Below are 23,742 nucleotides of genomic sequence, written 5' to 3'. Positions count from 1 at the left end.
GAGACGGAGATTACCCCCTGGCGGGCTTGCCGGCCGGCCGTCTGCGCGTGAGCGCCAGGTTGGCGGTCATCATGGCCGCGACCAGCGTGACCAGCCACGAGAAGTAGACCCACAGCAAGAACATGGGAAGCGCCGCGAACGCCCCGTACAGCGCCTTGTACGTGGGCACCTTCACGAGATAGTTGGTGAAGCCGCGCTTGCCGAGTTCAAAAGCCACGCTGGCGATCAAGCCACCCGCAAAGGCGTCACGCAGCCGCACCTTGGTGTTCGGAACGAGGTAGAACATGCTCGTCAATACAGCCAGGCCGAGCATGAGCGGCCCGAGGTCGAGCACGAATGCGAGCGAGTGCGGCAGCGCGCCGATCAGGCCCATGGAAATGCCCAGCAGATACGACGTGGCCCACAGGCTCAGCCCCAGCACGGGCGGCCCGACGGCCAGCATCAGCAGATACAGGCCGACCCTCTTGAGGAACGGCCGATTCTTCCGGACCTTCCACATCTGGTTCAGCGCGTTCTCCACGGTGAGCAGCATCGCGATGGCTGCGCCCAGCAAGAAGAGTGAACCCATCCAGGTCAGGCCGTTGGCGTTGGCGGCGAACTGGTTCAGATACTTCAGCACCGTGCGCGCAATGTCCGCCGGAAGCAGCCTGCTCAGCAAGAACTCCTGAAGCGCATCCTTGAACCGCGCGAAAACCGGGAATCGCGTGAGCAGCGCAAAGCTCACGGCCAGCACCGGCACGATGGACAGCAAGGTCGTGAACGCCAGGCTTCCGGCAACTTGGGGCAGGCGCTCTTTCCGGGCGCGGTCGATCGTCAGGCGGGTCAGGGCAAACATGTATCGCTGAGGGAGGAAGAATCGAACGGTTTCGCGGCGCAACAGAACCGCTGCCGCCGCAGGCGATTGTGATCAGTCCGCCGGACCGCATCCCCCGTTCGACCATCCCGCAGAAATCTGCCCCTGTGGCCCCCACCCCGGATCAGCTCTTGGGCTTGGCGTATTCCTCTGCGCTCATCATCTCCAAGGCGACGAACCGGTCGTCGCCTTCGACCCATGCGTCGTGGCCCGGTGGAATGGTGTACGACATGCCTTCCTCGATGACGGTCTTCGTACCGTCATTCATCTGCACGGTGATGCGCCCGGAAACCGCATACCCGACGTGAGCCACCTGGCAGCTGTCCGTGCCCACGACCGGCTTGATGCACTTCGACCAGCGCCACCCGGGCTCGAGTTTGAAGCGTCCGAGCGTGTAGCCCTCGAGGCGGACCACTTCGACCCGGGTCTTTTCGGGCTCCCGAACCTCGTCCGGTTCGTCATGGGATTTCGTCTGGAGCTTGTTGACGTTCATGGGACTTGCCATCGCGACTCTCCTGGCACGAGCGAGCAGATCGTCGGCGGCAGCCTCGTGCCGAGCCACGCGTCGAACGGTTGAATGTTAGTACCGGCGACCCACTTCGGCGACATATTTTGAAAACCTTATTAGTACTGTTTAAAAATACAGTATCATCGAGGCATGGACCCCATTCCTGCACCCCTCTGGATCGCCGCTTGCGCGCACCGGCTGCAGCAGCGGTGGCATACCGTCGATCCGCTGGAACTGGAGGAGGTCGCGCGCGAGCTTTGGCGCGATCCCCGCCTACGCACAATGTCGCCCACGGAGGCTGCGGTCGAGTGGCTGCAACCGGTAGCCTGCGCCGATGGGTATCCTGGTCGGCACGGCTTCATGGACTGACAAGACGCTGCTCGCGTGCGGTCGCTTCTACCCGAAGGAGGCGAAGACCTCCGAGGCGCGCCTGCGCCACTACGCGTCGATCTTCCCGCTGGTCGAGATCGACTCCAGCTTCTACGGCATTCCAGCGCCCGCCAATGCAAGGCTCTGGACCGAGCGCACGCCCGACGCCTTCACCTTCAACGTGAAAGCCTTCCGGCTGTTCACCGGCCACCAGACCGATCCCAAGGTGCTGCACAAGGACATCCAGCAAGCCCTGGCCACGACCACCACCAAGGCCTTCTACTACCGCGGCATGCCGCCCGAGATCAGCGTCGAGTTGTGGCGCCGCTTTCGCGAGGCCATCGCACCGCTCAGGCAGGCGAGCAAGCTCGGGCTGGTGCACTTCCAGTACCCGCCCTGGCTGGTGTGCAACCGCGAGGGACATGCGCATGTGGCGCATTGCGTCGAGCAGATGGCCGGCCACACGGTGAGCATCGAGTTCCGGCACCGGTCATGGTGGGACGAAGCGCATCGCGCCGGCACCGTCGAGTTCCTGCGCAAGCTTGGGGCCGTGCACACCGTCGTCGACGGCCCGCAGGGCTTTGCCAACAGCGTGCCGCTGCTGGCGGAGACCACCAACGCCGACTTCGCATTGGTGCGCCTGCACGGGCGCAATGTCGACACCTACAACATCAAGGGCGCGGCCTCGGCGGCCGAGCGCTTCGACTACGACTATCCCGACCGGGAGCTGCGCGAGATCATGGCGGAGGTGGTGCGCCTGGCCTACAAGGTGCGCAACACGCACATCATCTTCAACAACTGCGACGAGGACAAAGGGCAGCGCAACGGCATCACGTTCATGAAGATGCTGCTGGCGCATGGATGAAGGCGCACCGGCGAAAGGGCAGGGCAGGGGGCAAAGGCACGGGCCGCATCACAGGAAATCCTCGCTCACCACCAGCGACAGCACCGACCAGCGCAGCCGCTGGGCCCAGTTCGATTCCGGCTCCCGGTGCAGCACCCAGCGGCGGCCATCGCGCAGGAAGCTCCATTGCAGGCCGCCCCGCCGCGGTGCCGCGCTCACGGTGAAGCTCGCGGGCATGCGCACGTGCTGGATCAGGTCCGCCAGCTCGCCGGCCAGCGCAGGGCTGTCGACGATCAGGCCCAGCTCGGTGTTGCAGTGCGCCGAGCGCCGGTCCATGTTCATCGACCCCACGTAGAACCAGCGCCGGTCCACCACCGCGAGCTTGGCGTGGAGGCGGCCGAGCGAGCCGCGGCCGCTTTCGGTGTCGCTCCCGGCGGGATGCGGTTCGCTCGCCGGCATCAGCTCGTACAACATGGCGCCCGCCTGCAGGAGCGCGCTGCGGTAGCGCGCGTAGCCGTAGTGCACCAGCGGCTCGTCGGTGGTGGCGAGTGAATTGGTCATCACCGACACGCGCGCGCCCTCACGGCTCGCATGGGTCAGCGCGTCGATCATGCGGGGCATGGGCACGAAGTAGGGCGAGACGACGAGCACCTCCGAGCGCGCGGTCCGAAAGAGATCGAGGTTCGCGGCCATGACCGCGCCCTCGCGGCCTTGCGGCCCCGCGGCTTCCTCGACGTTCCCGCCGGCGTCCCCCGCGTCCCTTGCGGAGGGGCCTTGCACCACCGCGTCCGCAATCACGCGCACCTTCGCGGGCACCAGCTCGATACGCCCCTGCGCCAGCTGCGCGCCGACCGGGCGGCGGCCCAGCGCATCGGGCTCGTCGGCAGGAGGCATGAAGCGTCCGAGATCGCGCACCAGCGCGGCGAAGCGTTCGCGCGCAGGGCCCGGCGTCGCGCGGCCACCGGCCGCGATGGCCTCGAAGGGGTATGACAGCGGGCCGTTCCAGAACGCATCGAAGCTCGCCGACAGCGCGCGCACCGCCGGCCCGGCCAGGAGCGCGTCCATGTCGATGAAGTTGGCAGGCTTGCTGCGCCCGAAGTATTCGTCGGCAACGTTGCGTCCGCCCGTGATTGCGAAGCTGTTGTCGGCAATGAAGAGCTTGTTGTGCATGCGCCGGTTCACGCGGCCGATCTCGTGCAGCGACAGCAGCACGCGCGTGCGCAGGCCGCCGCTGCGCACCGGCAGCGGGTTGAAGACACGCACCTCCACGTTGGCGTGCGCGGCCAGCCCGGCCAGCATCTCGTCCTCTCCGCCCGTGTACAGGTCGTCGACCAACAGGCGCACGCGCACGCCGCGTAACGCCGCGTCGCGCAACTCGCGCAGGAATTGCCGCCCCGAAGTGTCGTCGGCCACCACGTAGTACTGCGCGTCGACGGTGTGCCGTGCGGCCTGTGCGAGTGCGATGCGCGCGTCGAAGGCCTGGTCGCCGCCCGGCAGCAGTCGCACGCCGGAGATGTCGGCTGTCTCGGACATCGCGCCGTCCGGAGCCGGCAGCGACGCGGCGGCGATGCGCGCCAGGGCGCTGTCCCCGACGTCGGTGCGCGCGTGCGACGCGACCCGGTGCACGTCGCCGGGCAATGCGGCGCAGCCCGCCAGCAGCGAGACCGCGATCATGGCCGCGGCGCACAGCCAGCGCGCGAGCTCCACGTGGTGGAGCGCCAGGAGGCAGAACCGGCACGCAAGGGGTTCCCATGCGGCACGTATCGCGGCAAGAGACTTGGGGGTGTTCATGGCGGTCCTCGGTGCATCGGATGCGAAGTGGCGATCGATGCGGACAGTCTTCCGCGCGGGCCCCGCCGCAACAATTGAACGCAGCGCCTAGGCGCTGGCGGGGCGTTTTCCGGTCGGCGGCCTAGTCCCGCCGCGCAGTGGCGGCGTGGCCATCGGACTAGGCCTTTGGTGTAGGTGCGGGCGCTCGCTTATTGGGGGGCTTTGCGCTAACCTGCGTGCGGACGGGGAGGGTCACCGTAGACGAGAGGCCTGTATGAAGGTTCTGCTGGTCGATGACCACGAGATCGTCTGGAACGGCACGCGCCTCCTGCTGGAGCGCATGGCCGCCGAGATCGAACCCGGCCGCCCCTTCCACTTCGAGGCCGTGCGGGACGCCGAGCAAGCCTGCCAGCTGGACCCCGCCGGCGTCGACCTGCTGCTGCTCGACTACCACCTGCCCCAGCTCTCCGGAGTTGCCGCGCTCAAGGCCGTGAAGGCGCATTTCGAGGCCACGCCCGTGTGCATGCAGTCGGCCGAAAGCTCGCCCCAGCGCGTGCGCGAGGTCATCGAAGCCGGCGCGGCCGGCTTCATTCCCAAGTCGTACCGGCTCGAGGACATGGAGGCCGCCCTGCGCGTGGTGCTGCGCCACCGCATCTACCTGCCGGCCGAGTTCGTGCTGGCCGACGACGTGACCCGCGCGCGCGAGCCCGACGAGCTGCCGCGCGAAGACCTTGCCGGCTTCCTGCGCGTGGAGCTGTCGCCGCGCCAGCGCCAGGTGCTGGCGCTGGCGATGCGGGGCATGCCGGTCAAGCTGATCGCGCGCCAATTGCAGATTGCCGAGGGCACCGTGAAAGTGCACCTGTCGATGGTCTACCGGGCGCTCGGCGCGCGCAACCGCACCGATGCCATGTGCCGCGTCTTCGACGCGCAGGCGGCATGGGCGCTCGAGGCCACGTGAGCATGCCGGCCGCGCTGGACGAGCTGGACGAACGGCGCCTGCAGGTGGTCGCCGAGCAGGCCGGGGGGCTGCGCTGGCAGATACTGCTCACCGCCGTCGTCGTCGCGGCCATCGTCTGGCGCGACGTTCCGGCGCCCTGGGTGCTCGGCTGGTTCGCGGCGGTGATCGCGAGCCGCGAGTGGCGCGCCGCCGCGCTCGCGCGCATGGCCGCCGACCGCGCCCGCCCGATCGCCGAGCGGCTGCGCGCCACCGTGTACTGGAACGTGCTGATCGGTGCCTGCAACGGCTCCGCGGCTCTCTTCATGGCCCGACTCGACCCGACACTCGACGCGGTCCTCACGATGATCCTGGTGTCGTGGGGCGCGGGCGCCGTGTCCACCAGCGCAACCGTGATGCCCGCCTTCCTGGCCTATGCGGGCCTGCTCTTCGTGCCCACGGCCGCCATGTGGCTGGTGGCCGGCGGCTGGCTCGGCTGGGGCGTGGCCGCGCTGGTGCTGATGTTCTTCGGCGTGCAGACGCGCTTTGCCCGGCGCAACCTGCAGACCTTCGAGGAGTCGTTCGGCATTCGCGCCGAGAACCAGGCGCTGGCCACTTCGCTGGAGTTCGAGCGCGCGCAGCTGGCCATCGCCCGCGACCAGGCGGTGCGCGCCAACAACGACAAGAGCCGCTTCCTGGCCGGCGCCAGCCACGACCTGCGCCAGCCGCTGCAGGCCATGGCCCTCAACGTGGGCGCGCTGCGCCACGTGGCGATGGCACCCGATGCGCGCGCGATCGTCGAGGTGGTCGACAGCAGCCTGGAGCAGCTGCGCGCCATGCTCGACGCCCTGCTCGACGTGTCGAAGCTCGATGCCGGCGTGGTGGTGGCCCAGCCTCAGCGTGTGCGGATCGACCGGCTGCTGACCGCCGTGATCGCCAGCTTCGGCGCCGCGGCGTCGGCGCGCGGCGTCGGCCTGCGCACGGACTGCCCGCCGGGCCTGGAGGTGCGCACCGATCCCGATCTGCTGCGGCGCATGCTGGCCAACCTCATGGACAACGCGATCAAGTTCTCGCCCGCGGGCGGGCAGGTCGAGGTGCGGGTCCGCACGCGGGAAGCACCCGACGCGTCGAAGGAAGAAGTCGAGTTGACCGTGCAGGACAGCGGCCCCGGCATCGCGCCCGAGAACCACCGGCTCGTGTTCGAGGATCTGGTGCAGCTCCAGGCGCCGGGCTCCGGCGCCGCGCCCACCGCGGGGCATGGCCTGGGCCTGGGCATCGTTCGGCGCATGGCCGAGTTGCTGGGCGTGCCGGTCGAGCTCGAGTCCAGCCTCGGCGCGGGCGCCTGCTTCCGGCTGCGCCTGCCGCGCGCCGCACCCGTGGGTGCTGACGGCCCTGAGGGTGGCGGCGCAGACACACCGTGGAGCCTGGCCGGGCGCTGCGTGCTGGTGCTGGAGGACGACCCGATGGTGCGCGGCGCCTACCTCAATGCGCTGGGCGCGATGGGCTGCCGCGTGCTGTCCGCCGCCACGCTCGACGAGGCACTGGGCCAGGTCGGCGAGCCGGATGCGGTGGTGGTCGACTGCCGGCTCGGCGGCGGCGTCTCGGGCTTCGATGCCGCCGAGCGCCTGCGCGCGCGGCGCTCCGCAAACCCTGCGCTTCCCATCGTCATGGTCACGGCCGACACCGACCCGGCGGTGGTCGAGGCGGCGCGGCGGCAGGCGCTGCCGCTGCTGCGCAAGCCCGTCGACGACCGGGGGCTCGGCCGCGCGCTGGCCGCGGCCATCGAAGGTTCCTGAATTCGCCACCCATCCCGCGAGGAGCCGAACATGAACGACGGCGGCCGCCACACTGACGATGCCCCGGGCGACCGCCTGCTCTCGCAGGGTGCCGAGGTGCTGGTGCGCGAGATCCTCGCGGCGCCGCCCGGCGCGCTGCACTGCGACGTGCTGATCATCGGCAGCGGCTACGGCGGCGCGGTGGCGGCGGCGCGGCTGGCGGGCGCGCTGTCGGTCGACGCATCGCCCGGCATCGCACCCGGCGCGGTGCCGATCAAGGTCTACCTGCTGGAGCGTGGCAGCGAATACCTGCCGGGCGAATTTCCGGCCACCTTCGCCGAGCTGCCGGGGCATGTGCGCTTCAGCATGCAGGACGGCAAGCCCGCGCGCGGCAACGCCTCGGGGCTGTTCGACCTGCGCCTGGGCGGGGACGTGAACGCGCTTCTGGGCAACGGGCTGGGCGGCGGGTCGCTCATCAACGCGGCGGTGATGGAGCGTGCCACGCCCGATGCCTTCGAGGGTGGCGCCTGGCCCACGGGCCTCGACCTCGCGGCGCTGGCGGAGGGCTACGACAAGGCCGAGGCCATGCTGGCGTTGGAGCAGATTCCCGAGAGCGTGTCGAAGCTCGACTCCCTGCTGAAGGCCGGTGCGCGCCTGCATGCGGCGTCGCGCGGCAAGGCCCGCGTCGCCATCGCCTTTGAGGACGGCACGCGCACGCCGGCCCAGGTGGCGATGCATCGGTGCTTGCGCTGCGGCGACTGCGTGAGCGGCTGCAACCACCGCGCCAAGAAATCGCTGGACACCAACTACCTGGCGCTGGCCCATGCACGCGGCGCGCGCCTCTTCACCGGCGGCACCGCGTACCGCATCGCGGCCTTGCCGGGCGGGGCCGGCTATGCGGTCGAGTTCTTCTTCACCGACCGGCGCAAGGCGCGCACCGACAACGCCCGGCCCTACGTGGTGCGCGCGCGGCGGGTGGTGGTGGCAGCCGGCACGCTGGGTTCCACAGAGCTGCTCAAGCGCTCCAAGGCCGCGGGCCTGCCCATCTCGCAGGCGCTGGGCGAGGGCTTCTCGGCCAACGGCGACATGATCGCGGTGGCGGCCGCGCAGCACGACGAAGCGCTGTCCAGCGCACCCGAAGGCGACGCGCCCGCAAAGCGCGGCATCGGCCCGACCATCACCGGCCTGCTGCGCACCTGCGGGGAAAAGGGCGAGCGCCCACTGGTGATCGAGGAGTTCGCCATTCCCGCGCCGCTGCGCCGCCTGCTGGCCGAAGTGGTGACCACCACCGACGCGCTGCAGGCGCTCGCGCACATGGACCTCGACCTCCACGCGCCCGACGAAGTGCGCGATCCGCTGGCCGTGGACGACGACATGCTGCGCCGCACGCCGGTCTACGGAATGATGGGCGACGACGGCGCCGCCGGCAGCATCGAACTGGTCGGCTGCGGCGGTAGCGACAAGGTGCTGGCCGATGCGCAGGTGCGCGTCATGTGGGACAAGGTCGCGGCCCTGCCGGTGTTCGCGGCGCAGATGCGTGCGCTGCACGCGGCCCACGACGGCAAGGGCGGCCTCGGCGGGCGCGTGCTGCCCAATCCGTTGTGGAACCCGCTGCCGCCGTTGCGCAGCCTGGAGGGCCTGCTGGATCCGGTGGGCTCGGTGCTGACGGTGCATCCGCTGGGCGGCTGCCGCATGGCCGATGGACCCGAGCGCGGCGTGGTCGACAGCTGGGGCCGCGTCTACGACGGTGCAGCGGGAGCGCCGTCGCTGTTGCCGGGCCTGGCGGTGCTCGACGGCTCCATCGTGCCGGTGTCGCTCGGCATCAACCCTTCGCTCACCATCGCCGCGCTGGCCGAGCGCGCAGTGCCAGTGCTGGCCGCCGACTGGGCCCTGGCCCTGGCCGGTTCGCCACCGCCGCCCGCGTCGGAGCGCCCGTTGCGCCGCGACCTGACCCATCCCCGCGCGCCCGCGCCCACGCGCGTCTCGTTGCGTGAGCGCATGACGGGCCGAGTGCATATCGACGGCCAGGCCTTCGCGCTGAGCGCCGAGGTGGAGTTCGAGCCCATCGACGTGCCTGCCTTGCGCGGGGCGCCGCGCGCGCTGGCCCAGCCAGTGGTGGTCCTGCGCTTCGGCAAGGGCGCCGACGCGCCCGTCGCGCATTGCACCGGCACCGCATCGATGCTGGTGCGCGAGAAGAGCGACAGCATCGAGCGCATCCTGCGCAGCCACGCGCTGGCGCGCAAGAAGCTGCTGGCGCTGGCAGAGGTGCTGCTGGCTGCGCGCTCGTCCGTGGCGAGCCCGAGCGGCAACGAAGGCCAGGAGAGCGTGACATTCGAAGGCCCGGCCATGGCGGACCTGATGGCGCTGTGCTCGCACTTCGGGCAGGTGCGCCTCATCGAATACGACTGGGCGGTGGAGCGGGCCGAGCGCGGCGCGCCGCTGAAGGTGGGCGACCGGCTGCGGCTCACCAAGCGCATCGCGTTCGTCGAAGGCGGCAACCCGTGGCGGCAGTTGAGCGAGGGCGAGCTGCAACACGTCGGCCTTGATGAAGCCAAGCCGCTGGGCCGCATGGTGCTGGACCCTTCCTACTTCGTCGAGCAGCTGCAACCCCTGCTGCGCGTCGAGCACCAGCAGGACATGCCCAACCAGCTGGGCGACCTGGCCGAGCTGGCGCTGTGGGTGCTGCGCATCGTGCTGCACGTTCACCTGCTGCACTTCGTGCCGCCGCCCGACTCGCCGCAGCGCGACTGGGAGCGCCTGCCGGGCGAGGTGCATGGCGTGCGGCCCGAACGGGTCGAGCTCGCCACCGCGGCCGGCCCGGGCAGCGCGCCGCCGCGGCTGCTGTCGCGCTACCGACCGCCGGTGCGCCGCGCGGGCACGCGGCCCGTGATGCTGATCCACGGCTATGGCGCGAGCGGTTCCACCTTTGCGCACAAGAGCATTCCCCGCAACCTGGTGCACAGCCTGCTCGCGGCCGGGCGCGAGGTCTGGGTGCTCGACCTGCGCACCAGCATCGGCTTCGCGAACCGGCCGCGCGCCTACTGGTCGTTCGACGAGGTGGCCGAGGCCGATATTCCGGATGCCCTGCGCACCGTGCAGGCGGCATACGCGACGCCCGACGACGCGGCGCCGGTCCAGGTTGACGTGGTGGCGCACTGCATCGGCTCCGCCATGTTCAGCGTGGCGGTGCTGCGCCTGCCGGGGCTGCATGCGTCCATCGGCGCGGTGGTGCTGTCGCAGGTGGGGCCGCTGCTGCGCGCCACGGCCTTCAACCGCTTCCGGGGCTATGTGGCGGGCTACCTGCAGCAGTTCGTCGGCACCGACGAGTTCGACACGCGGCCCGAGCTCACGCCCATGAAGCGCCTGCTCGTCGACGGCCTGCTGGCGACCTTTCCCTACGCCGACGACGACGGCGAGGCCGAGCGCCTGCGCAAGGCACCGGGCTTCGCGGCCGTGCGGCACCGGGCCGACGCCATCTTCGGCCAGACCATGCGGCTGCACAACATCGGCAAGGACACGCTCGATGCGCTCGATTCGATCTACGGCTTCGTGAAGGTGCGGGGCCTTGCCCAGGTCGGCAACTACGCCCGCGAAGAGGTGCTGACCGACGCCGGTGGGCAGGGCCACGCGGTCGGCTTCGAGCAGGTCGGCCAGCGCTTCGGCTTTCCGGTGTTCATGCTGCACGGGCAGCGCAACGCGGTGTTCGACTGGCGCGGTTCGTACGAGAGCTTCTGGCTGCTCAAGCGCGTGTTCGGCAAGGACGGCGGCCTGCCGCGCGAACCACCGGAGCTGCCGGACCCGTCGGACCCGTCGAAGCCTTCCGCGGGCGACCTGTTCCTCGGCGAAGGCACGCCGCACCAGCTGCTGGTGCTCGGCGCCTACGGCCACCAGGACACGTTGATCGGTGAGAAGGCCTGCACCGACGTGTTCCCGCACATCGTGCGGTTCCTCGAGGCCTTCGACAAGAAGCCCGGCCCCGGCGAGCCGGTGCCGCCCGACTGGCGCGCCAGCCTGCCGTGGACCGGCCCGTGGCTCGGCCATGCGAGCCGCGCGGCCGGCAACGCGGGCCGGCTGCATTGCCGGCTGGCGCTGCGCCCGCCCCCCGCGCACGTGTCGGCGCGCGCCGTGGTCTTCGTACCCGCGTGGCGCCGCGACGGGCGATGGTGCTTCGACTTCGAATGGATGGTGGCGCTCGAGACCACGCGCGAAAAGCTCTTGCAGGAGGCGGTGGAGATCGACCTCTTCGACGACCGGCTCGCCGAGTACCAGGGCTTCGCGGTGCTGACGGCGCACGACGACCTGCCCATGGCGCGCGGCCCCGTCGAGGTGCTGGGCCGGCGGCTCGCGCCCGGGCTGTTCGCAGAGCCGCAGGACGAACCCAACGAGCCCATCCGCAAGCAGGTGATGCGGACGCTGGACGCGGCCACCGACGCGCAGCGCGAGCGCGCCATGGTGCGTCTCGACCCCGCTTGGACCGGCGCCGTGCAGCGCGAGGGCGAGCTCGCGCAGGCCTCGCTGTGCTTCGCGCTCGCCAGTTGCCAGTACGTGCCGGGCCTGGTCGACCGGGTGCCCGCACAGGCGTCGTATCGGCGCCTCGCGCAGCGACTCGAGCTGCTCGCGCCACCGCACAAGCCGCAGTTGCTGGTGCTGGCCGGCGACCAGGTGTACGTGGACCAGACCGCGGGGCTCTTCGTGCCGGCCGGCGGCGACGATGTCGGCCAAGCCTATGCGCTCAGCTTCAGGCTGGAGGCGCTGCGCCAGGTGATGGCCTCGCTGCCGACCTATCCGGTGCTCGACGATCACGAGGTGATGGACGATTGGGAGCCGGACCCCGATCCCTATGGAACGCCGGCCGTGCGCGCCGCGCTCGACGGCTACTTCGCGCAGCAGCACAAGCTGGTGCGCGGCATCGGCCCGCACCTCGACCAGCGTCCCTTCGACTACCGCGTGGCGCCGGCCGGCTTTCCGTTCTACATGCTCGACACGCGCAGCACGCGCGAGCGGCGGGCGCTGCGCACGGACGCGCAAGCCTCCCCGTTGGACCACGCAGCGATCCGCGCCGAGGCCGGCATGGGCGATCTGAAAAAGTGGCTGGAGGCCGCGCCCGCCGCGTTGCCCAAGTTCATCGTCTCGCCGGTGGCGCTGTTCCCGATGCCGCGCGCCGCCGCCTTCGGCGACCTGGCAGAGCGCCTAGGGCTGGACGACTGGAGCGGGTACCCGGCCTCTCAGCGCGCGCTGCTCGAACTGCTGCGCGACACCCGCGCGCGCCACGTGGTGCTGCTGTCGGGCGACCGGCACATGTCGAGCGTGTCGAGCCTCTGGCTGCAGGCGGCGGACGGGCCGGTCGAGGTGATCTCGGTCGTGTCCTCGGGCCTGTATGCACCCTGGACCTTCGTCAATGCGCGGCCCGACGCGTTCTGGCTCGACGGCCAGGTCGAACTCGGCCCCGTGCCCGGTGCCTTCGTCGCCACGATGGTCACGGCCGCCGTGGGTACGGGCAACGGCTTCGCCGTGCTGCAGGTGGAGCGCGGCGCTGCCGGCCATTGGCGGATCGGCGTCACGCTCGACCTGGACGACGGACTCACGCGCTGCCATCGCGACCTCGACCCGGCGGCCGGCATCGGCTGGACGGTGGAGGGGCCGGCGCGCTGGCGCCGCTCGCGGACTGGCTAGAAGGCTTGCTCCAGCGGCACTCAGTTCTTCAACGGAACAATGCTGAACCGCAAGACATCGCCGGAACGCGCCAGGCCCTGGGCCATCTGCGCGGGCGACGTGGAGCGCGAGCGGTCCAGCGAAACGACGCAGAACCGCCAGACGGGAACGTTGTCGCTGTACATGACGCTGAAACTCCCGCGCATCACGCGGTACCCGTGCGCCAGCGCGACCTGGGTGAGCTCTTCGAGCTCCGGGGCGGCGTCCGGGCAAAAGCTGAGGGAGACGTCGAAGATGGAACGGCCCGGCAGCTTCAGCTCGATCTGGTGGACGACCGACATCGACAGCATGCAGAGCACCGACAGCAGCAAGGCCGCCGCATAGAGGCCCACGCCCAGCAGCACACCGATCGCGGAGGCGGCCCAGATGGAGGCTGCCGTCGTGAGTCCGCTGACGTTCAGGCCATCCTTGACGATGACGCCGGCACACAGGAAGCCGACGCCCGTGACAACGCCCTGGACCACGCGCGTCGCGTCGGGCGCGACCTGCGAGGCCGCGCCGCCGTACCAGAACGGCGCAAAGCCGACGAAGATGGTGAGCGCCGTCGAGGCCATGCACACGAGGCCGTAGGTGCGCATCCCCGCGGCGCGGCCGTTGTAGGAGCGCTCGTAACCCACCACCATGCCCAGCACGAGCGCGCCGAGCAGGTTCAAGCCGATGAATGCGTTGGCAGCCAGGAAGCTGCTGCTCCAATAGAGCTGCATGTCGGGAAGAGAGGGCATGGCGGGGATGCTCACTGCTGGCCCGCGGCGTCGCTCGCGACAAGGCCCGCCGCCTTTCCGGGGCCGCCAAGGCTGCGCAGCAGTTGCTGGAACTGCGGGGATTCGCGCAAGGCACTGCGCCCGCCCGCGACCAGTTGGTGGGAGTGGACCGGCAGGATCTCGAAGGAGGTGGGAACGCGCAGCGCTGCGCGGCGCAGCCCGGCGTCGGGCACGTCATGCAGGCTGACGTTGATCAGGTGCAATTCCGCATCGGCGGCAAAGGGGCTGCCGTCGCGGCCGCGCTCCGTGGCCAGCTCGGCCGCCGCGCGGCGGGCCGTGTCCTGCACGATCTCGATCGTCTCCTTCGTGTAGCGGCTTCCGGCCCCGAACACCAGCGCCGACAAAACCTGGCCCGTGCTCGGCACGCGATCCGTGTCGTCCAGCCGCTCGCCGATGTCGCGTTCGGAGTTCACGCTCACGAGCACGATCTTGCGGACGGAGCCCGGCGGCAGGTGGCGGAAGCTCTCCCGCAGCGAACCACCCGCGGCGGCGTGGTCGACCAGGCCACGCACGCCGAGGTTGTCGACGAGCCCGCCATCGACGAGGTGCAGGTAGGGGCGGTCCGCGGCGTTGCTGTAGCTCTGCGCGATGAGATGCAGCATGCGGGCCGACAGGTTCCGGTCCGCGTTGACCGGCGGCTGTTGCTCCTGCGCCGGGCGGTCGCAGCTGCCGGCATGGTTGCGCAAGGTCATGGGACTCAGGAGGAGCGGCACCGAGGACGACGCCGCCACCGCGAAAGACAAGGGCACGGAATCCAGGTCCGAGCAGATCAGCGCGAACTGTTCGGGCGTGAACTCGAAGGGCACGCCCGTGGTCAGGTCGGTGGCGGTGACCAGCAGGCGCGGCCATGGCCGCCGCGTGCGCAGCTGCCCGTAGGTCGCGCTGCGGAAGACGGCATCCAGCCGTTCCTGCAGCACGTTGCCGCGGCCCCACCAGGGCGAAGTGAGGCGGTAGAACGTGGAGGGATGCAGCGCCTGGCGCAGCAGGCCGTTCTGGAAGTTCACCAGCAGAAAGTCCTTTTCGAACCGCGTGAAAACCTCGTCGCCGAAGGCCGCGTAGTAGCCGGCCAGGATGCTGCCGCCCGAAACCCCGCTGACCAGGCCGACCTCGTCGAGCAAGGTGGTTTTTCTCCCGCCGATCTCCAGCTGCGTGGCCTTGAGTTCCTGCAGCACGCCCAGGCCGAACGCCGCTGCCCGCGCACCGCCGCCCGACAAGGCCACGGCGGCGACGATCGGACGCTCCTGAACGGCTTCGGCATGCTGCGGCTGCGCTTGCATCAAGAGGGGCAGGGGAGCGGGTGCGGAGTTGCGGACCGGCGCGTTGATCCAGGGGCGGGCCGCCGAGCAGCCCAGCAGCAGCGCGCTCGCCATGCAGGCGCAGGCCAGGCGCACGGCGGTGCTGGCGAGGGCGAAGGGGGACCGCATGGCACCGGTCCTCTCAGCGCGAGGCAAGCAAGCCATTCAGGGTGCGCACGTCGGAGAGGCCGAGTTCACCGGCCGCCGCGGAGAGACGGACGCGGCCGAGCAGATAGTCGAAGCGCGCCTGCGCCAACGCGAGCTCGGCTTCGAACATGCGCTGCTGCGCATCGAGCACGTCGGGCGCCGTCCGCGTGCCCACGTCGCGCCCGAGCATGGTGGCCTCGAGGGCCGTGCGGGCGGATTGCAGCGACTCCGTGAGGGATGCCACGCGGGACACGCCCGTCGTCACCGCGAGGAACGCATCCTGCACGCGCAGCCGCACATCGCGCCGCGCCGTGGCCAGTTCCTGCTCGGCCTGGCCTTGTTTCGCGATCGACTCACGCTCGCGCGAGTCGATGCCTCCGCCGGCGTACAGCGGCACGTTGAGCTGGAGGCCCACGCTGCCCGTGCTGCGGCCATCCATGCCCTGCAGCGGCGACAGGTTGCCGCTTTGCCCCGTGCCCGTATAGCTGGCCACCAGGTTCAGTGTCGGCCGCGCGGCAAGCCGGTACTTCCCGATTTCGGCCGTGGCGATCTCGAGCTGGGAGCGCTTCGCGAGCACGAGCGTGCTGTGCTCCTCGCCGCGTTCCTGCCAGGCTTCGAGGCCGCCCGGAACCGGCGCGCTGGGGACGAAGCCCTCCGCAAGTCCGGCCAGCCCTTCGGCGGGCAAGCCGGTCGTTTCGCGGAACCCGGCCCGGCGCAGATCCAGCGTGCTGCGCGCGGAGATCTCCTTCGTCACGACCTGGTCGTAGCGCGCCTGCGCTTCGCGCAAGTCCGTGATCTTGCCGCGCCCCACGTCGAATCGCGCCTGGGCGCGGTCCCGCTGCAGCCCGAGCGCGGCCTTCTCCGCCTGCGCGACTCGCAGGGCCTCTTCGGCCAGCAGCACGCCGAAGTAGGCTTCCGACACACGCTGGACGAGGTCCTGGCGAGACTGCTCGAACTGCGTCTCCGCGAGATCCGACTGCAGGTGAAGCTGCTGCTTCTGCGCGCTCGCCTTCGCGTCGTACAGGGGCTGCGTGAGCACCACGCCGGCCTGTCTTACCGTGCCTGTGGCGGACGAAGACAGGTAGGACGCCAGCGCGGGAGGGATGTTGCCCGACGAGCGATCGTGGATGCGGCTCACGCCGGCCTGCAGGCTGATCTGCGGGCGCAGCAAGGCATCGCCCTGCACGGCCAGTTCGCGGCCCGCGACCCGTGCCTGGTCCGCGGCCAGCTTCGCGGGGTCGTGCTGCAGCGCGGCCTCGTAGGCGGTGACCAGGTCCACGGCATTCGCCGCGGCAGAAAAAAGGCCGAGTGCGGCCAGCAGCGCCCAGCGGGCGCTTGGGGGGAATACGTTCATGATCAGGTTCCTGTCGCCGCTTCGGCGGAGGGGGATTGCGGCCGTTCGGCCCGGTAGCAGGCGGCGTAAAGCGCCGGAAGGAAGACGAGCGTCAGCAGCGTGGCGACTGCGAGCCCGCCCATGATGGCCCAGGCCATCGGGCCCCAGAAGACCGAGCGCGTCAGCGGCACCATGGCAAGGATCGCCGCCAGCGCAGTCAGCAGGATGGGGCGCAGCCGCTGCACGGCGGACTCCACAATGGCGGTCCACAGCGGCGCACCGTTCGCCAGGCCCTGGTCAATCTGCACCACCAGGATCACCGAGTTGCGGATGATCATTCCGGCCAGCGCGATCACGCCCAGCATCGCCACGAAGCCGAAGGGGATGCGGAAGGCAGCCAGGATGGCGCTGACGCCGATCAGGCCTAGCGGCGCCGTGAGCAGCACCAGCCCCATCTTCTTCATGTCCTGCAGCTGCACCATCAGGAGCAGGAGGACCACGACGATGGTCACCGGCATGACGGCAAGGATGGACGCCTCGGCCTTGGCGCTCGATTCGTAGGCGCCGCCCACCTCGATGCCGTAGCCGAGGGGAAGCTGCTTGGTGAGCGCGTCGATGCCGGGAAGCAGGGCGCGCGTCACGTCGGGCGCTTCGGCTCCCGAGAGGTCAGCGCGCACCGTCAGCGTCGGCACCCGGTTGCGGCGCCAGAGCTGGCTTTCCTCGCTGCCGAGGGTCAGGTGCGCCACCTGCGACACGGGCACGAATTTCCCTTCGCGCAGATAGATCTTCGCGTCCTTCAGGTTGTTCAGGTCGGTGCGCTCAGCCGCCACCAGGCGGGAGACGACGTCGATGTCCTGGTCGCCTTCGCGGAACTGCGTGATGGGGGTGCCGGTCAGCGAGCCCTCTAGCGCCGCCTTGATCTGCCACGAGCTGATGCCGAGCGCGCGCGCCTTGTCTTGGTCGACGTCCACCCGCACCCGCTTGGTCCGCTCGCCCCAGTCCTGGTTGACGTGGCGCACGTGCGGATTGGTGCGCATGAGGTCGGCGACCTGGCCGGCGATCTCCCGCACGCGCTGGTCGTCGCCGCCGAAGACGCGGAACTGCACCGGATAGCCCACGGGCGGCCCGTTCTCCAAACGGTTCACCCGGCCGCGCACGCTGGGCAGCTCGTGGTCGAAGATGCGCTGCAGGCGCACGAGCACGCGTTCCCGCGCCTCGCCGCCATGCGTCATCACCATCAGCTCGCCCAGGTTCAGGTTGGGCGTCTGCACGTCCAGCGGCAGGTAGAAGCGCGGGCTGCCGGTGCCCACGTAGCTGGTGACCGCGACCACGTCCGGGTCCTTGCGCAGCATGGCCTCGACCTCGCGCACCTCGCGCGCGCTGGCCTCGAACGTGGACGCCTGCGGCATCCACAGGTCCACCATCAGCTCGGGCCGGTCGGAGGCCGGAAAGAACTGCTGCGGAACCAGCTTGAACAGCGCGAGGGATCCCGCGAACAGCACCAGGGTGATGCCCATGACCCAGCGCCGGTGGACCAGGCAGGCATCCACGAAGCGGCGGAAGCGCTTGTAGAAGCCGCGCTGGTACACCGCCTCCTCGTCGTGCGCGGCGTGCGGGTTCTCCTTCAGCAGCTTGAACCCGATGTAGGGGGTGAACAGCACCGCGACGATCCACGACAGCACCAGCGAGATGCCCACCACCTGGAACAGCGACACGACGTATTCGCCCGTGCCCGAGCGCGCAAAGCCGACCGGCAGGAAGCCCGCGGCGGTGATCAGCGTGCCGGTCAGCATGGGAAACGCGGTCGCGGTGTAGGCGTAGGTGGCGGCACGGAACTTGTCCCACCCCTGCTCCAGCTTCAGCGCCATCATCTCCACCGCGATGATCGCGTCGTCGACCAGAAGACCGAGCGCGATGATCAGCGCGCCGAGCGAGATCCGCTGCAGGTCGATGCCGAACAGGTACATCGCGAGAAAAGTCAGCGCGAGCACGAGCGGGATGCACAGCGCCACCACCAGGCCGGTGCGAAAGCCCAGCGAGAGGAAGCTGACCGCCAGCACGATGATCACCGCTTCGGCGAGGCTCTTCTTGAACTCGTGCACCGATTCCTCCACCACCCGCGGCTGGTCGCTCACGGCATGGATCTGCACGCCGACGGGCAGGTTCGCCTGCACGCGCTTCACCGTCTCGTCCAGCTCCGCGCCCAGGCGGATGACGTCGCCGCCCTTGCGCATGCTGACCGCCAGGCCCATGGCTTCGGCGCCGTTGAAACGCATCTTGGCCACCGCCGGATCGGCGAAGCCGCGCCGTACCTCCGCGATGTCGCCCAGGCGGAAGGTGCGGTTGCCCGCTTGGATGCCGATGCCGCGGATGCCTTCGATGGAGTCGAACTCGCCGCTCACCGTGAGCCGCACCTGCTCGGCGCTGGCCTGCACCGTGCCGGCGGCCGCGACGGCGTTCGTCTGGGCCAGGGTCGAGGCGATGAGCGCCGGGTCGATCCCCAGGGAGGCCAGCTTGGCGGTCGAGGCTTCGACGTAGATCTTCTCGTCCTGCTTGCCCACGAGATCCACCTTGTTCACGTCCGGCACGCGCAGGAACTCGTTGCGGGCCGCGTCCGCGAACTGGCGCAGTTCGCGGTTGCCGAACCCGTCGCCCGTGAGGGCGTACATGTTGCCGAAGGTGTCGCCGAACTCGTCGTTGAAGAACGGGCCCTGCACGCCGGCCGGCAAGGTGGCGCGGATGTCGCCGACCTTCTTGCGCACCTGGTACCAGACGTCGGGTACCGCCGAAGGCGCGGTCGCGTCCCGCAGGTTGACCTTGATCTGGGTCTCCCCCGGTCGCACGTAGGTCGCCGTGTAGTCGATGTCGGCCACCTCCTGCAGCTTCTTCTCGATCTTGTCGGTGACCTGGTCCGCCATTTGCTCGGCCGAGCTTCCCGGCCAGTACGCCTGCACCACCATCGTCTTGATGGTGAACTCGGGGTCTTCCTTCTGGCCCAGGCTGCGGTAGGCCATGACGCCCGTGACCGTCAGCAGCAGAAGCAGGAACGCGATCATCTGCGGGTGCTTCAGCGCCCACTCGGAGAGGTTGACGCCCTTCATCGCGCGTCTCCCCGGGCCTCTTCGGCCTTCGGCAGCGCGGGCAGCTTCACCTGCTGTCCGGCCTGCAGCATGTGCACGCCGGCCGTCACCACGGTTTCACCGCCCGCAAGGCCGGAGGTGACGAGCACGCTGTCGTCCTGCGCGCTGCCCAGCACCACCTCGCGCGGCGCCACGCGCGTCGTCTTGGGATCCACCACCCATACGTGGCGGCGCCCCTCTGCATCGACGATGGCCGTGAGCGGCAGGCGTATCGCGCTCGTGCCATCCACGTCGGGCGCACTGACGGAAGCCGTCATGCCCAGGCGCAGCAGCTCGCGGTCCGGATCCTGGATCGTGATGCGGGCGGCGTAGGTGCGCGTCACGCTGTCGGTGGCGGGTGCCAGTTCGCGCAGCACGCCTTTCCAGTGCCGGCCAGGGTGTGCCCAGATCGAGACCTGCAGCGATCGCGCCTTGCGCAGTTCGTCGACGCGGCCTTCCGGAATGCTGATCGCCACTTCGCGCTCTCCCTCGGCGGCCACGGTCACCACCGACTGTCCGGCCCCGACCACCTGCCCCGTCTCCGCGCCAATCGCGGTGACGACGCCATCGCGGTCCGCGGTGAGCACCGTGAAGCCGCGCTGGTTGGCGTGGATCTCGCGCTGCGCCTGGGCCGAGCGCAACTGGGCCTCGGCCTGGTCGAGCGCGAGCTTCTGCTGGTCGAGCTCGGCGCGCGAGGCGAACTGGCGCGCGAGCAGCTGCTCGCTGCGCTGCAGATCGATGCGCGCCTGCGCAACACGGCTCTTGGCCGCGTCGACGTCGGCGCTGGCGGAAACGACCTGCAGCGCCTCCTGCTCGGGGTCGAGGCGCATCAAGGGCTGCCCGCGCTTGACGATGGCGCCGACGTCGACGAGGCGCGCGACCACCTTGCCGCCGGTGCGGAATCCCAACTGGCTTTCGTAGCGCGCCACGATAGCGCCGGAGTAGGCGGAGCCCACCGAACCGGTGTTGCGGCCCGCGACGGCGACGCGGACGGGCCGCACCTCCTCGTAGGGCTTGGCGGCTTCGCCCGTGCAGGCGGCCAGCAGGGTGGCGGCTGCCAGCGGTGCGATGGCCCATTGAACGTTCATCAAAACTCTCCTTGTTGTCATGTCAGTGCCTTGCGAATTCCGGCTGCGTGCCTCATCAGCCAGGCGGTCAATTCCTGCGCGGTGGCAAAATCGGTGCTGTCGCCACTTGCGACGTGCTCGGCGCGGCCGAGCAGCTGGCCGGATTCGGGCCTCGCGTCGTGGTGCATCCGGATGACGTACGCGCCGGCGGCGGGATAGGTCGGGTGCGGGTTCAGGGTCATGGCGAGAGTTTGAAATCGCGGCGTCCTGAAGTCGTCTCGCCGCGGTCCCGATTCGGTATCGATCGAGCTTGCAAATCCATCCATGAACCAGACATCACCCCTGCAGGCCCGCTTCGGCCCCTACCGGCTGGACGAGGCCCAGGCACTGCTGGAGCGGGACGGTGCGGCCCTCGAACTCGCGCCGCGGGCTTTCCAGGTGCTGTGCGCCCTGGTGCGCCAGCCCGGACAACTGGTCACGAAAGACGCGCTGCTGGATGCGGTCTGGGGCCACCGCCACATCAACGAAGCAGCCCTGAAGAACATCGTGAGCCAGCTGCGGCAGGCGCTGGGCGACGATGCGAAGGACGCACGCTTCATCCAGACCGCGGCACGGCGCGGCTACCGCTTCATCGCGCCTGTCGTGGACGCTGCCGTGGTGGCGGCGACCCCGCCCGTTGCGCTTGTGCCGGCGTTGGTGCCGGACCGCCTGCTGGTCGGCCGCGACGCGGCGTTCGCCCGCCTGCAATCGGCGCTCGCCGCATCGCGCCGCGGCGAGCGCAGGTTCGTCTTCGTGCTCGGGGACGCCGGCATCGGCAAGAGCACCGTCGTCGAGCGCTTCGCCGCCTCCGCAGAGGGCAGGCAGGGCTTCGGGCAATGCATCGAACACTACGGACGCGCCGAGCCGTACATGCCCGTGCTGGAAGCGCTGAACGCACTGTGCCGCGGAGAGGGCGGTGCCAGCGTGGTGCAGACGATGCGGCGCGTGGCACCCACATGGCTCTTGCAGTTTCCCTGGTTGATCGAAGACCGAGAGCAGGAAGGCCTCCAGCAGCAAGCCGGCGGCGCCAACCAGGACCGCATGCTGCGGGAGTTCGGCGAGTTCATCGACCGCATGGCCGCCGAGCGGCCGCTCCTGCTGGTGCTGGAAGACCTGCACTGGAGTGACCACGCCACCGTGCATCTGCTGCGATACCTCGCGCGCCGGCGCAATCCCGCGGCCTTGATGGTGCTGGGCACCTTCCGTCCCACGGAACTGATCCTGGAGGATCACCCGCTCGCCGACCTGCGCCAGGAACTGCGCATGCTTCGCCTGTGCGAGGAGATCGAGCTGGAAGCGCTGTCGGAGGCAGAGCTCGGCGCCTACCTGGAAGCGCGCATCGGCGAATCCGTTCCCGAGGAATTTGCGCGGGCCCTGCATGCGCACACCTCCGGGCTGCCGTTGTTCGTCGTGAACGTGATCGATGAACTGAAGGCCTCGGAAAGCATCGCCCCCGGAAAGGGCTTCCCCGCCGCCGACCAGCTGGCGGTGCCGCGCAGCATCGCCGGGCTGATCGAGCGGCAGGTCTCGCGCCTGTCGGACGAGCAGCAGCGCGTCCTGGGCGCGGCGAGCGTGTGCGGCATCGAGTTCCTCCACGTCCTGCTGAACCAGGTGGTCGAGTTGCCGGAGCCCGAGCTGCTCCGGCTGCTCGACGACACCGCCGCGCGCGTGCCCTGGGTGCGAAGCACCGGCGCATCCGCGCTGGCGGACGGCCGCATCGCGGCACGGTATGCGTTCGGCCACGCCATCTACCGCCGGGTGCTGTACGAGCGCCTGTCCGCGGGGCAGAAGCTGCAGTTGCACCGCAGCTGCGCCGCGGCACTGCAAGCGCTCCACCGGTCCGCACCCGACGAGATTGCAGGCGAACTGGCCCTCCATCTCGAGCGCGGCGGCGCGCCGGCCGCCGCGGCGGCGCAGCTTGCCGTGGTGGCTGCGCGCGCCATGGCGCGAGGCGCCGCGCACGAGGCGCTGCACGCTTGCCGGCGTGCACTCCAGATCGGCAAGGGCGGCATCGAGCCGCCGCTCGAACAAGACCTGCGGGTGCTCGAAGCCGTTGCGATCAGCCGCCTGCACGTGCTCTCCGAACCGGAAGTTGCCGCGGCCTTCGAGCGCGCGCGGGCCGTCGGCGCCGTGGACTGCCCCTCGTGGCCGCGCGCCCTGCACGGGTGCTGGTGGGTGCACTTCGCGCGCGCCGAATTCGAGCCGGCCCGCACGCTGGCCACCGAGATGCTTTCCCTGGCGGAACACAACGGCGACCATGCGCTCCGGATCACGGCCCTGAATGCCATGGGCCTGGTGTCCATGATGACGGGCGATCTTGTCGGCGCCGAGCAGTATCTGCAGGGGGCGCTGGAGGCCTGCGCCGGCGCCGAAGGGCTGCCTTCCACCCGCTTCGTGCAGGACCCGGAATCGGAAGCCACCGCGGCGCTGGCGCTGGTCAGCTGGGTCATCGGCCAGCCCGCCACGGCGCGGAGCCTCGCGCAGCGCGCCACGGCGCTTGCTGCAGGCGGCGGCCACCCGCTGACCGAAGTCGCCGCCTTGTACTGCGCAGCCATCGTGCATTCGCTGGCCGGCGAACACGACACGGTGCTTGCCTTGACCGAGCGCCTCTACGAAGTCATTCAGGAGGAGACGGTGCCCGAGTCACGCAGCAACTTCGCCTGGCTGCACGGGCGAGCGCTGGTGTCCCTCGGGCGCGTGGACGAGGGGCTGGCGGAGATGCGTGCAGCGGCCAGGACCGGTGAACAGCTCGGAATGCGCACGGGGCTCGCCAGCTTCCATTTCCACCATGCCGAGGCCTGCCGCGAAGCCGGACGTCACGCGGACGCCCGCGCGAGCGTCGAAGCCGGCCTGGCGCTGGCCGAAGGGGCCGAGCGGATGCTGCTCTCCCCGTTGCTGCTGCAGCAGGCCGTGATGGAGGCTGAAGCGGGCGACGGCGCTGCGGCGGCCGCGGCGTTGGCGCGCTCCATCGCGGTCGCGCGCTCGCAGGGTGCCGCGTTCCACGAGCTCACCGCGCTTGCAACGGCACAACGCATGGGATCCGGCAGCGCGGATCCGGAACGCCTGCGGGAGTTGCTCTCGTTCTACGAGAACGATGCGAGTCCCGTCATCGCGGCTGCACGGTCGGCGCTCGCCGGTGCTGCGGGGCGTTGATCCGGCACGCCGGCGAAGTCGCCCTCCTGCACGCCGACCGACTGCAGGATGCGCAGCGCCTCG

General features: G+C 70.1%; 14 protein-coding genes. 5 read left to right on the top strand and 9 right to left on the bottom strand.

Going from position 1 to position 23,742, the window contains the following annotated elements:
- Positions 1-10 precede the first annotated feature (10 nt).
- Both ACJ7Z0_RS00685 and ACJ7Z0_RS00680 read right to left on the bottom strand, forming a co-directional pair.
- Positions 11-835, bottom strand: coding sequence for a YihY family inner membrane protein (locus tag ACJ7Z0_RS00685; protein ID WP_434788204.1), 825 nt, complete (start codon positions 833-835; stop codon positions 11-13).
- A gap of 142 nt (positions 836-977) precedes the next feature.
- The gene (locus tag ACJ7Z0_RS00680) at positions 978-1,358 is read right to left on the bottom strand and encodes a cupin domain-containing protein (RefSeq protein WP_093013498.1); all 381 of its coding nucleotides are present in this window, start codon (positions 1,356-1,358) and stop codon (positions 978-980) included.
- 337 nt (positions 1,359-1,695) lie between these two features.
- Between ACJ7Z0_RS00680 and ACJ7Z0_RS00675 the strand changes: the two genes are divergently transcribed.
- Positions 1,696-2,595, top strand: coding sequence for a DUF72 domain-containing protein (locus ACJ7Z0_RS00675; RefSeq protein WP_434788203.1), 900 nt, complete (start codon positions 1,696-1,698; stop codon positions 2,593-2,595).
- 48 nt (positions 2,596-2,643) lie between these two features.
- Here ACJ7Z0_RS00675 and ACJ7Z0_RS00670 read toward each other — a convergent pair whose 3' ends face one another.
- Positions 2,644-4,365, bottom strand: coding sequence for a phospholipase D-like domain-containing protein (locus tag ACJ7Z0_RS00670; protein WP_434788202.1), 1,722 nt, complete (start codon positions 4,363-4,365; stop codon positions 2,644-2,646).
- A gap of 253 nt (positions 4,366-4,618) precedes the next feature.
- Here ACJ7Z0_RS00670 and ACJ7Z0_RS00665 point away from each other — a divergent pair, with 253 nt between their 5' ends.
- Genes ACJ7Z0_RS00665 through ACJ7Z0_RS00655 form a run of 3 tightly spaced genes read left to right on the top strand, consistent with a single transcriptional unit; the run spans position 4,619 to position 12,726 of the window.
- Positions 4,619-5,302, top strand: a complete 684-nt coding sequence (locus ACJ7Z0_RS00665; RefSeq protein WP_434788201.1) for a response regulator — start codon at positions 4,619-4,621, stop codon at positions 5,300-5,302.
- Between the two features lie 2 nt (positions 5,303-5,304).
- Positions 5,305-7,074, top strand: coding sequence for a hybrid sensor histidine kinase/response regulator (locus tag ACJ7Z0_RS00660; RefSeq protein WP_434788746.1), 1,770 nt, complete (start codon positions 5,305-5,307; stop codon positions 7,072-7,074).
- Between the two features lie 30 nt (positions 7,075-7,104).
- Positions 7,105-12,726, top strand: a complete 5,622-nt coding sequence (locus ACJ7Z0_RS00655; protein WP_434788200.1) for an alkaline phosphatase D family protein — start codon at positions 7,105-7,107, stop codon at positions 12,724-12,726.
- Positions 12,727-12,746: 20 nt separating this feature from the next.
- Here the strand turns inward: ACJ7Z0_RS00655 and ACJ7Z0_RS00650 are convergent, their stop codons facing one another.
- From ACJ7Z0_RS00650 to ACJ7Z0_RS00625, 6 genes are read right to left on the bottom strand one after another with little or no spacing between them, the layout of a single operon-like run.
- A complete protein-coding gene (locus ACJ7Z0_RS00650) occupies positions 12,747-13,487 on the bottom strand; it encodes an MgtC/SapB family protein (RefSeq protein WP_434788199.1) in 741 nt (246 codons plus the stop codon).
- 11 nt (positions 13,488-13,498) lie between these two features.
- On the bottom strand, positions 13,499-14,950 hold the full coding sequence (locus ACJ7Z0_RS00645; RefSeq protein ID WP_434788198.1) for a patatin-like phospholipase family protein: 1,452 nt from the start codon (positions 14,948-14,950) through the stop codon (positions 13,499-13,501).
- Between the two features lie 13 nt (positions 14,951-14,963).
- Positions 14,964-16,322, bottom strand: a complete 1,359-nt coding sequence (locus tag ACJ7Z0_RS00640; protein WP_434788197.1) for a TolC family outer membrane protein — start codon at positions 16,320-16,322, stop codon at positions 14,964-14,966.
- Between the two features lie 2 nt (positions 16,323-16,324).
- Complete coding sequence (locus ACJ7Z0_RS00635) at positions 16,325-19,402, bottom strand: efflux RND transporter permease subunit (RefSeq protein WP_431121801.1); 3,078 nt, start codon at positions 19,400-19,402, stop codon at positions 16,325-16,327.
- A complete protein-coding gene (locus tag ACJ7Z0_RS00630) occupies positions 19,399-20,508 on the bottom strand; it encodes an efflux RND transporter periplasmic adaptor subunit (protein WP_434788196.1) in 1,110 nt (369 codons plus the stop codon). Before ACJ7Z0_RS00630 ends, ACJ7Z0_RS00635 begins: the two co-directional genes overlap by 4 nt.
- 17 nt (positions 20,509-20,525) lie before the next feature.
- Positions 20,526-20,729 (bottom strand): hypothetical protein, encoded by a 204-nt coding sequence (locus tag ACJ7Z0_RS00625; RefSeq protein WP_431121806.1) that lies wholly within the window; start codon positions 20,727-20,729, stop codon positions 20,526-20,528.
- Between the two features lie 82 nt (positions 20,730-20,811).
- Here ACJ7Z0_RS00625 and ACJ7Z0_RS00620 point away from each other — a divergent pair, with 82 nt between their 5' ends.
- Positions 20,812-23,679: an ATP-binding protein gene (locus ACJ7Z0_RS00620; RefSeq protein WP_434788195.1), complete on the top strand. Its 2,868-nt coding sequence runs from the start codon at positions 20,812-20,814 to the stop codon at positions 23,677-23,679.
- The last annotated feature ends 63 nt before the right edge of the window (positions 23,680-23,742 follow it).

This window comes from Variovorax palleresanus, assembly GCF_051144945.1.
Lineage (GTDB): Bacteria > Pseudomonadota > Gammaproteobacteria > Burkholderiales > Burkholderiaceae_C > Variovorax > Variovorax paradoxus_S.
This window is presented reverse-complemented; position numbering and strand designations above follow the sequence as displayed.

What these genes read in the sequence shown, in the direction of transcription:
- ACJ7Z0_RS00665 (WP_434788201.1), top strand. Translation starts at nt 4,619, where the DNA reads ATGAAGGTTCTGCTGGTCGATGACCACGAGATCGTCTGGAACGGCACG.
- ACJ7Z0_RS00660 (WP_434788746.1), top strand. Translation starts at nt 5,305, where the DNA reads ATGCCGGCCGCGCTGGACGAGCTGGACGAACGGCGCCTGCAGGTGGTC.
- ACJ7Z0_RS00680 (WP_093013498.1), bottom strand. Translation starts at nt 1,358, where the DNA reads ATGGCAAGTCCCATGAACGTCAACAAGCTCCAGACGAAATCCCATGAC.
- ACJ7Z0_RS00685 (WP_434788204.1), bottom strand. Translation starts at nt 835, where the DNA reads ATGTTTGCCCTGACCCGCCTGACGATCGACCGCGCCCGGAAAGAGCGC.
- ACJ7Z0_RS00635 (WP_431121801.1), bottom strand. Translation starts at nt 19,402, where the DNA reads ATGAAGGGCGTCAACCTCTCCGAGTGGGCGCTGAAGCACCCGCAGATG.
- ACJ7Z0_RS00630 (WP_434788196.1), bottom strand. Translation starts at nt 20,508, where the DNA reads ATGAACGTTCAATGGGCCATCGCACCGCTGGCAGCCGCCACCCTGCTG.
- ACJ7Z0_RS00650 (WP_434788199.1), bottom strand. Translation starts at nt 13,487, where the DNA reads ATGCCCTCTCTTCCCGACATGCAGCTCTATTGGAGCAGCAGCTTCCTG.
- ACJ7Z0_RS00675 (WP_434788203.1), top strand. Translation starts at nt 1,696, where the DNA reads ATGGGTATCCTGGTCGGCACGGCTTCATGGACTGACAAGACGCTGCTC.
- ACJ7Z0_RS00655 (WP_434788200.1), top strand. Translation starts at nt 7,105, where the DNA reads ATGAACGACGGCGGCCGCCACACTGACGATGCCCCGGGCGACCGCCTG.
- ACJ7Z0_RS00625 (WP_431121806.1), bottom strand. Translation starts at nt 20,729, where the DNA reads ATGACCCTGAACCCGCACCCGACCTATCCCGCCGCCGGCGCGTACGTC.
- ACJ7Z0_RS00670 (WP_434788202.1), bottom strand. Translation starts at nt 4,365, where the DNA reads ATGAACACCCCCAAGTCTCTTGCCGCGATACGTGCCGCATGGGAACCC.
- ACJ7Z0_RS00640 (WP_434788197.1), bottom strand. Translation starts at nt 16,322, where the DNA reads ATGAACGTATTCCCCCCAAGCGCCCGCTGGGCGCTGCTGGCCGCACTC.
- ACJ7Z0_RS00645 (WP_434788198.1), bottom strand. Translation starts at nt 14,950, where the DNA reads ATGCGGTCCCCCTTCGCCCTCGCCAGCACCGCCGTGCGCCTGGCCTGC.
- ACJ7Z0_RS00620 (WP_434788195.1), top strand. Translation starts at nt 20,812, where the DNA reads ATGAACCAGACATCACCCCTGCAGGCCCGCTTCGGCCCCTACCGGCTG.